Source organism: Pantoea sp. CTOTU49201 (genome assembly GCF_032054795.1).
In the GTDB taxonomy this organism is placed as follows: domain Bacteria; phylum Pseudomonadota; class Gammaproteobacteria; order Enterobacterales; family Enterobacteriaceae; genus Pantoea; species Pantoea symbiotica.
Genome location: NZ_DAMBSA010000211.1, coordinates 1 through 7,961, shown reverse-complemented (window position 1 = coordinate 7,961; position 7,961 = coordinate 1). Strand labels below are relative to the sequence as shown.

At 55.0% G+C, this 7,961-nt stretch carries 7 protein-coding genes; 4 read left to right on the top strand and 3 right to left on the bottom strand.

All coding sequences use genetic code 11. From position 1 onward, the window contains the following. Nucleotides 1-528, top strand: a 528-nt coding sequence (locus RTY00_RS15040) for a TonB-dependent receptor domain-containing protein (RefSeq protein WP_312664982.1), incomplete at its 5' end; no start/stop codon positions are given. Between the two features lie 62 nt (nucleotides 529-590). Here RTY00_RS15040 and RTY00_RS15035 read toward each other — a convergent pair. Beyond that, nucleotides 591-1,142, bottom strand: a complete 552-nt coding sequence (locus tag RTY00_RS15035) for an NlpC/P60 family protein (RefSeq protein WP_312664981.1) — start codon at nucleotides 1,140-1,142, stop codon at nucleotides 591-593. Nucleotides 1,143-1,381: 239 nt separating this feature from the next. Beyond that, the gene (locus RTY00_RS15030; protein ID WP_312664980.1) at nucleotides 1,382-2,359 is read right to left on the bottom strand and encodes a 2OG-Fe(II) oxygenase family protein; all 978 of its coding nucleotides are present in this window, start codon (nucleotides 2,357-2,359) and stop codon (nucleotides 1,382-1,384) included. A 507-nt stretch (nucleotides 2,360-2,866) separates the two neighbouring features. Here RTY00_RS15030 and RTY00_RS15025 point away from each other — a divergent pair. Continuing rightward, nucleotides 2,867-3,835, top strand: coding sequence for an ABC transporter substrate-binding protein (locus RTY00_RS15025; RefSeq protein WP_312664978.1), 969 nt, complete (start codon nucleotides 2,867-2,869; stop codon nucleotides 3,833-3,835). A 7-nt stretch (nucleotides 3,836-3,842) separates the two neighbouring features. After that, entirely contained in the window at nucleotides 3,843-5,258 is a 1,416-nt protein-coding gene (locus RTY00_RS15020; RefSeq protein WP_312664977.1) for an amidohydrolase family protein, read from the top strand. A gap of 5 nt (nucleotides 5,259-5,263) precedes the next feature. Here RTY00_RS15020 and RTY00_RS15015 read toward each other — a convergent pair whose 3' ends face one another. Beyond that, a complete protein-coding gene (locus tag RTY00_RS15015) occupies nucleotides 5,264-6,784 on the bottom strand; it encodes an MDR family MFS transporter (RefSeq protein WP_312664976.1) in 1,521 nt (506 codons plus the stop codon). Nucleotides 6,785-6,863: 79 nt separating this feature from the next. Here RTY00_RS15015 and RTY00_RS15010 point away from each other — a divergent pair, with 79 nt between their 5' ends. Then, nucleotides 6,864-7,529 carry a TetR/AcrR family transcriptional regulator gene (locus tag RTY00_RS15010; protein ID WP_312664974.1) on the top strand — a complete coding sequence of 222 codons (666 nt, stop codon included), beginning with the start codon at nucleotides 6,864-6,866 and terminating at the stop codon, nucleotides 7,527-7,529. The last annotated feature ends 432 nt before the right edge of the window (nucleotides 7,530-7,961 follow it).

The following is a 7,961-nucleotide window of genomic DNA, read 5'->3' as shown; positions in this document are numbered from 1 at the left end:
ACGTTGGCGGTATTCCGTATTGAGCAGGATAACGTTGGTCAGGCGATTAATGGCGTCTACTTGAGCGGCAACGAACAGGCTTATGCGCCGGCTAAAGGTGCAGTGAGTAAAGGTGCGGAGTTTGAGCTGAACGGGGCGCTAACGGATAATCTGCAGCTAACGTTTGGTGCCACACGCTACGTGGCGCGGGATAAAGAGGGACGTTTCAACAGCTATCAGCCGCAAACTTCCTTCAAACTGTTCACCCGTTATCAGCTACCAATGTTGCCGGATCTGACGGTTGGCGGCGGCATCAACTGGCAGAACCGCGTGTTTGAAGATGCCACCAATGCCAGCGGCAATACCGTGCGCGTTTATCAGGGCAGCTTCCCGCTGGCATCGCTGTTTGCGCGTTATCAGGTGACTAAGCAGGTGGCGGTGCAGGCGAACGTCGATAACCTGTTTGATCGCGAATATTACAGCTACATGAACAGCTACGTTTATGGCGCGCCGCGCAGTGTTTCGATGAGCGTTTCGTATCAGTTTTAATTAACCGTAGGGTCGCCATTCATGGCGATCCTTTCGAACATTCGCGCATTAATGCGCACTCATCAAACCTTGTTTTTATAATTGAAACTGATCTGCGAATTCTGTTCTTTCGGCAAGCGCCGCGCCTCTAAATAAACCGATTTCCAGTACGGATTATTTAGCGAAGAGCGCATCACGCCCTGACTCACCGAGGCGTGCAGGAATTGATGATCGGTGTCATAAAAGCCGACGTGCAGCTCGCGCTTAATGCGGAAGAACACTAAATCACCGGGTTGCAGATGCGCCTGATCCACCGGTTTGCCCATGGCAATTAACTCTTTGGTGGTGACGCGATCCATCGGAATATTGAAGCGATCTTTCAGCGTGCGCCAGACAAATCCCGAGCAATCGACGCCGGTTAATTGCGTACCGCCCCACTGATATTTGGTCCCTTCCCACGAATGCATTTGATCGTGCAGCGCGGCAATCACCGGAATTAAATCGGGCTGCTTGCCACCGTCAGCCGAGGTGTCACCGCTATCCTCTGCAGGCGCATGCGAAGACTTAGAAGAACAACCGGCCAAAGTAAAAAGAAACAGGCAGGCGATAACTTTGCTGGCGGCAGAATTGATCATGTGTTGGTGTTTTCGCTGAGGGAGACAGTGGTTAGAGATTTATACCGTAAAAAAGTTGCAGAAATAAATAGGCATGCGGTGAAATCTTTTATTTGCCGATTGTTTTTACCTAAGTTTACGCAACGGTAACATCTTGTATTTGATTTAAAAATCTATTTCCCGCGCTGCGCTTTTTCTGTGCAGGAGAATATTTGCGCTCCTGCACAGAATGGCATCAATTTCGACTTACAGCTGTACGTTTAATACTTGCCGGAAAAATTGGCGCTAATACGCTGCGCCAGATAATCCTTCGCGGAAATAGGCGGATATTTTTTCTCCGGACCTTCAATAATCACGTCTTCGTTCGCCTGGCAGAAAAACGCCAGGCTGTAGCGGGCCGGCACCGATTCACCCGGCAGCGGATTGCTGACGCGATGGAAATTCGACGGCAACTTGTCATCACTCCAGCGCATCAACATATCGCCGATATTACAGGTAATTAAGCCTTCCAGCGGCGCGATCGGCGTCCAGATTTGCTCCTCCATCTCTTTGCCCGGACACACCTGCAAACCGCCCTGCCCATCACGCTGGAACAGCAAAGTCAGGCAATCGAAATCGGTATGCGCACCCGCACGCCACGGGCCATCTGGCTCACCGCTGATGGCAAAGTAGTGCAGCATACGCAGCGTGCTTTGATAGGTTTCGCGCGAGGGCTCATGCGCTTTGGCAAAGAAGTCGTCGGGGAATCCCAGCTTCAGGGCAAAACAGGAGAGCAAGCGCATGCCCACTTCCCAGCACTGACGCTCGAATTTCAGTACATCATGTTGGAAGCCGGGCAAAGTGGCATCATCCGGCCATAACCCTTCCATGCGCGGACGTGTCATCTGATACGACTCTTTTTGGTCCGGTTTACCGGTGGAGGGACGAATCTGCGCGCGGTATTCCCAGCCGGCATTGCGGCTGAGTGGATGACGCGCTTTGTCACTTTGTGGCAGCGCAAAAAAGCGCTCGGCGTTAGCAAAAGCCGCATTGATGTCGTCGAGGGGAATACCGTGGCCGGAAACCTGGAAGAAGCCAATCTCAGTGGCGGCTTGCCACAGTTGATCGGCTATTTCCGCTTTACGTTGGTCGAAATCGGAGAGATCGATGATGCGCACATCACGCGCCGCTTCCACGCCGCGCGCGCCCATCCGCGATTCTTTTGCCAGTTCATGCATGTCATAAGTGGTCTTTTCCATTGGTGCACCTCGTTATTGAGCGATAACGGATGACCCACCCGCTGTGTGGCAGTCATCCCCGCGCCTGCTTTACGTGCAGGCGATCGAGCAATGACCCACCGGGTGAAACCACGGTTGACAGCTTCTACTCATTTTCAGTCAAGCAAAGCCTGTGCCAGCTCATGGTGCTTTGTAAATTCAACAAGTTAAGTAATCTTGCGCATCATGCCTGCACAACTTCGGTGCAAAAACGGGCGGTTTGCCTCATCAATGATCAGCTAATGAATCAAAATACCTGCACCTATAAGATTAAATATCTTACTTTCAGTTGGTTACACGAATGGCACGCGCTTTGCTAAATCCCCATTGAGTATAAGCGGTCAGCGTGACACAAGATTCACGCAGGACATTGCTCTACAGCTTTAGCTGTACCTCGTCAGGGGACGATGCGAATCACGCATCGTGAGCACGCCATGCGCCGCAATGCCCCTGATGACGACAACAAACTCAACGTTTATTGGGGGTTTTATGACAATGTCGCGTTTCCGTTTCTCGTTATTCGCTGCTCTGCTGAGCACCTCTGCCCTGTCGCACGCCGCCGACAAACTGGTATTACAAACCACCTGGGTTGCGCAGGCTGAACAAGGCGGCTATTACCAGGCGGTCGCCACCGGCATCTATAAAAAATACGGTCTTGATGTTGAGGTGCGCTCCGGCGGGCCGCAGCTGAATAACATGACGCTGCTGCTGGCGAATCGTGCTGATGTCATCGTCAGCTACGATCTGCAAGTGCTGCAGGGCGTTGAGCGCAACTTTCCGCTGAAAGCCATCGCCGCGCCGTTTCAGTTTGATCCGCAAGGTATTGTCACCCACGGCGATGTGAAGTCGCTGGATCAGCTAAAAGGGAAAACCGTGCTGGTATCAGCCAGCGGACAAGCCAGCTGGTGGCCGTGGCTGAAAGGTAAATATCAGCTGCAGGATGGTCAGGCGCGCCCTTACACCTTCAACATGCAACCCTTCCTCGCCGACAAAAATACCGCGCAGCAAGCCTACGCCACCTCTGAAGTGCAGCAAATTAAACAGGTGCAGCCGGACAGCAAATTCTATCTGTTTGCCGATTATGGCTACCCGGCGTACGGCGGCATTCTGGTGACGCGCGACGATTTACTGCAAAAAGAGCCGGACGTCATGAAGCGTTTTGTGGCGGCGTCGATGGAAGGCTGGCAATCCTATCTCGCCAATCCGGCGGCCGGTAATGCGCTGATCAAAAAAGAGAACCCGCAGATGACCGACGCGATACTTGCCTTCGGCGTGTCGCAAATGAAAGCGCTGCACTTGATTGACGGCGGTGATGCGGCGAAACAAGGTCTAGGCGTGATGACGGATAAGCGCTGGCAGGCAACGCGTGACTTTATGGTCAACGCCGGTCTGCTCAAAGCCTCCACCGACTGGCAGAGCGCGTTTAGCACGCAGTTTGTCGCACCGAAAGCGGAGTGAGTTGCTCATGAGCCAACTGTTAGTTAAACACTGCGCCGCGATTCTGACCGGCGACAAACAGCAACCGCGCAGTAGCGCGCGCGATATTCGCATCCGCGATGGCCTGATTACGGAAATGGGCGAGCTCGATGCTGCCGCTGATGAAACCGTGATCGACGCCCGCGATTGCGTGGTCTATCCCGGCTGGGTCAACACGCATCATCATCTGTTTCAATCGCTGCTCAAAGGCGAGCCGCAAGGTCTGAACCTGAGTCTGGGCGGCTGGCTGGCCGCGACGCCGTACCGCTTTCGTGGTGCCTTCGATGAACAGACATTTCGCATCGCCGCGCGCGTTGGCCTGGTTGAGCTGGTGCGTTCTGGCTGCACCACCATTGCCGACCATCATTATCTCTATTGGCCCGATATGCCATTTGATGGCGCAGAAATCCTGTTCGATGAAGCAGACAAGCTGGGCGTGCGCTTCGTGCTATGTCGCGGCGGTGCCACGCAAAGTCGCGGTTTAGAGAGCGACTTGCCCACCGCGCTGCGCCCGGAAAGCTTCGACAGCATGATGGCCGATGTCGATCGGCTGGTGGCGCGCTATCACCAACCGCAGGATAGCGCGATGCGCCGCATCGTGATGGCACCAACCACCACGTTGCACTCCACCACGCCGCAGGAACTGCGCGAAAGCGCGCGCCTGGCACGTCAGCTCGGCATTCGGCTGCACAGCCATCTGTCGGAAACCGTCGATTTCCTCGACGCCGCACGCGCTAAATTCGGTATGACGCCGCTGCAGTTTTGCGCCGAACACGACTGGATTGGCGACGACGTATGGTTTGCGCATCTGGTGAAACTGCTGCCGGAAGAGATCGCCATGCTGGGCGCGGCGGGCAGCGGTATCGCGCACTGCCCGCAGAGTAACGCGCGTCTCGGCAGCGGTATCGCTGACCTGGTGGCGATGGAGCTCGCGGGCGTGAAGATCTCGATTGGCGTCGATGGCGCGGCCTCGAATGAGGCGGCGGATATGCAAAGCGAAACCCACGCCGCCTGGCAGCTTCAGCGCGCACGCAAAGGCATGCTGGCGCAGCCGCGCTATGCCGGTGGCACTTTTGAAGGCGGTGGCGATGCCGCCAGCATCGAAGATGTGGTGCGCTGGGGCACATCCGGCGGCGCGCAGGTCTTGGGCTTGAACACCGGCCGCCTTGCACCCGGCATGGCCGCCGATATTGCCGTCTATCGGCTCGACGATCCGCGCTATTTTGGCCTGCACGATCGCGCCATTGGCCCGGTGGCCAGCGGCGGACGCGCCAGTTTAAAAGCACTGATCTGCGCAGGAAAAGTGTTGATGCAGGATGATGTGATAGCCGGGATGGATTTGGCGGAACTGGGCCGCGACGCTGCGCAAGCGGTAAAAACCTTGCAGCAGCGCGCGGCGATGTAACAGAGTTAAGCCGCTGCGTCTTTCTTGCGCAGCGGTGATTCCGGCAGAAACAGCGACAGCACAAAGGCCAGCAACATCACGCCCGCTGCCATTTGAAAGGCTGAGTGCACCGCATCGCCAAACACCTGTAAATAGGCTTGCTGCACATCATGCGGTAAACGATGCACCGCTTGCGGATCGAGCGCACGCGGCAACTCTTTGCCCTGCTCCACCAGCGTGGTCAGCCCTGATTTCAGCACCTGACTGAACACCGCGCCAAACAGCGCCACGCCAATCGAGCCACCCACCGAACGGAACAGCGTGACCGACGACGTCGCGACGCCGATGCGATCGGGCGTCACGGTGTTCTGCACCGCCAGCACCAGCACCTGCATCACCATGCCCATTCCCATGCCCAATACACAGGCAAACAGGTAGATATGCCACAGCGGCGCATCGATGGTTAGCGTGGTGAGCAGCGCCATACCGATGGTCGCCAGCAAGGTACCAAAAATCGGGAATAGCCGATATTTACCGGTGCGGCTAATAATGCGTCCGCTGACGATGGAGGTGATCAGCAATCCGCCCATTAGCGGCAGCAGTTGCAAACCGGCTTCAGTGGGCGTGGAGCCTTTTACCACCTGCAGATAGAGCGGTAAAAACGTCACGCTGCCAAACAGCGACATGCCGACAATAAACGCCATCAAACTGGCGAGCGAGAAGCTGCGATTGCGGAACAGCGACAGCGGAATAATCGGTTCCCAGGCGCGGCGCTCCTCATAAATAAAGCCGATCACGCCGATCACACCAAATGCCAGAATGCACCACAGCAGCGGATCGGACCATTCACGTAACGTGCCGCCTTCGCTGGTAAACAACGTAATGCCAACCAGCGCCAGACTGAGAAACACCGCGCCCGGATAGTCGATTTCATGCGGCTTGCGCTTGTTGTCGGTCTTGAACACCGCATTGATGATCACCAGCGCAAACAAACCGAGCGGCAGATTGATGTAGAAAATCCAGCGCCACGACGCATGTTGCACGATAAAACCGCCCAGCAGCGGACCAATCACGGTCGCAAGACCGAATACTCCACCAAACAGGCCCTGATATTTACCGCGATCTTGCGGTGGAATCACATCGGCGACCGCCGCCATACTCACCACCATCAAACCGCCGCCGCCTAAGCCTTGCAGCGCGCGGGTGAAAATCAGCTGCTCCATATTCTGCGCCAGACCGCACAGCGCCGAGCCGATCAGGAATAGAATCACCGAGATTTGCAGCACGGTCTTACGGCCAAACAGATCGCCAAACTTGCCGTACAGCGGCACGACAATGGTGGAAGCCAGCATATAGGCGGTGACGATCCACGACAGGCGATCGAGCCCGCCCAGTTCGCCGACGATAGTCGGTAATGCAGTGGAGACGATGGTTTGATCCAGCGCCGCCAGCAGCATGACCAGTAATAAAGCGCTCATTAGCAGGCGGACGGAAGGAGGATTCTCCTGCCCGCTGCCTGACTGCGGCGCGAGTGTTTGGGGTTTCATAACAGACACCAATTGAAATTAATTAAATACCCAATTAATATTGATCGCAGTCTGACACGAATCAAGTGAGCGAGTAAAGATGACCGCACGAAAAGTCCCTGCTGACGAAATGGCCAACGCGGCTAAACCTCGCCGTCCTGGCCGCCCACGCGGTGGCGCCATCAACTTACAGCAGCGCGAACTGCTGCTCGATATCACCCTGGCGCTGTATGCCGAAAACGGCATCGGCGAAACCTCGCTCAACGCGATTGCGCGTAAAGCGGGCGTCAGTCCGGCGATGCTCAATTACTATTTTCAGTCGCGTGAATCGCTGCTGGATATCGTGGTTGAGGAGCGGTTTTTGCCATTACGCCAGCGATTAGTGGCGCACTTCATCAATGACCCGCGTGACCCTGTCACCACATTCAGTGCCTTCATCCGTGAAGTGGCCGATATCGTTACCACACACAACTGGTTCGCGCCGCTGTGGATGCAGGAAGTAATGCAGGGTGAAGGCGGTTTAGGTCAGCACATCAAAAAACGCTTTGGTCACGGCGAACGCGATCAGGTGAAAAAGCTGATTGAAGGCTGGCAGCAGCAAGGATTACTCAACCCAGACCTGGAGCCACAACTGCTGATGACCTCGATTCTCAGCCTGGTGCTGGTGCCCTTCACCCGCTTTGCCAACGATCCCGCTTATAACCGTGAAATCATTGTTCAGCATACGTTGAGTTTGTTTTGCAAGGGCATTCAGCCCAATCCGTAGGGTCGCCATTCATGGCGGAATGCTCGTCACTTAAGCGTCTTTCGGTCACCATAAATGGCGACCCTACAAAGGATTGGCGCGTTTTTCGTAGGGTGCGCATTCATGCGCACCTGCATACATAGGCAAATTAATGTTTAACTGAGCAGCATTACGCCATGAATGGCGAACTGGAGTTAAGCATCTTTATCCTATGCAAAGGATAAGTCTGCCTTTATCCCCCACAAAGGATAATCCCGACTTTTATTTCGACTCCAAACGAGAATAAGCGATGATTTACAGTCCGCGCCAACTTGCAAATCACGTCACACTGATTCGTCAAAAAAACCAATGGATGCAAAGTAATTGGCGAAAAAATTCGGACTCAAGCAATCCACCTAGCACGCCTGCAAAAAATAATTTTCCACCTCACCGAAACTTTCCTCTCTGCTCCTG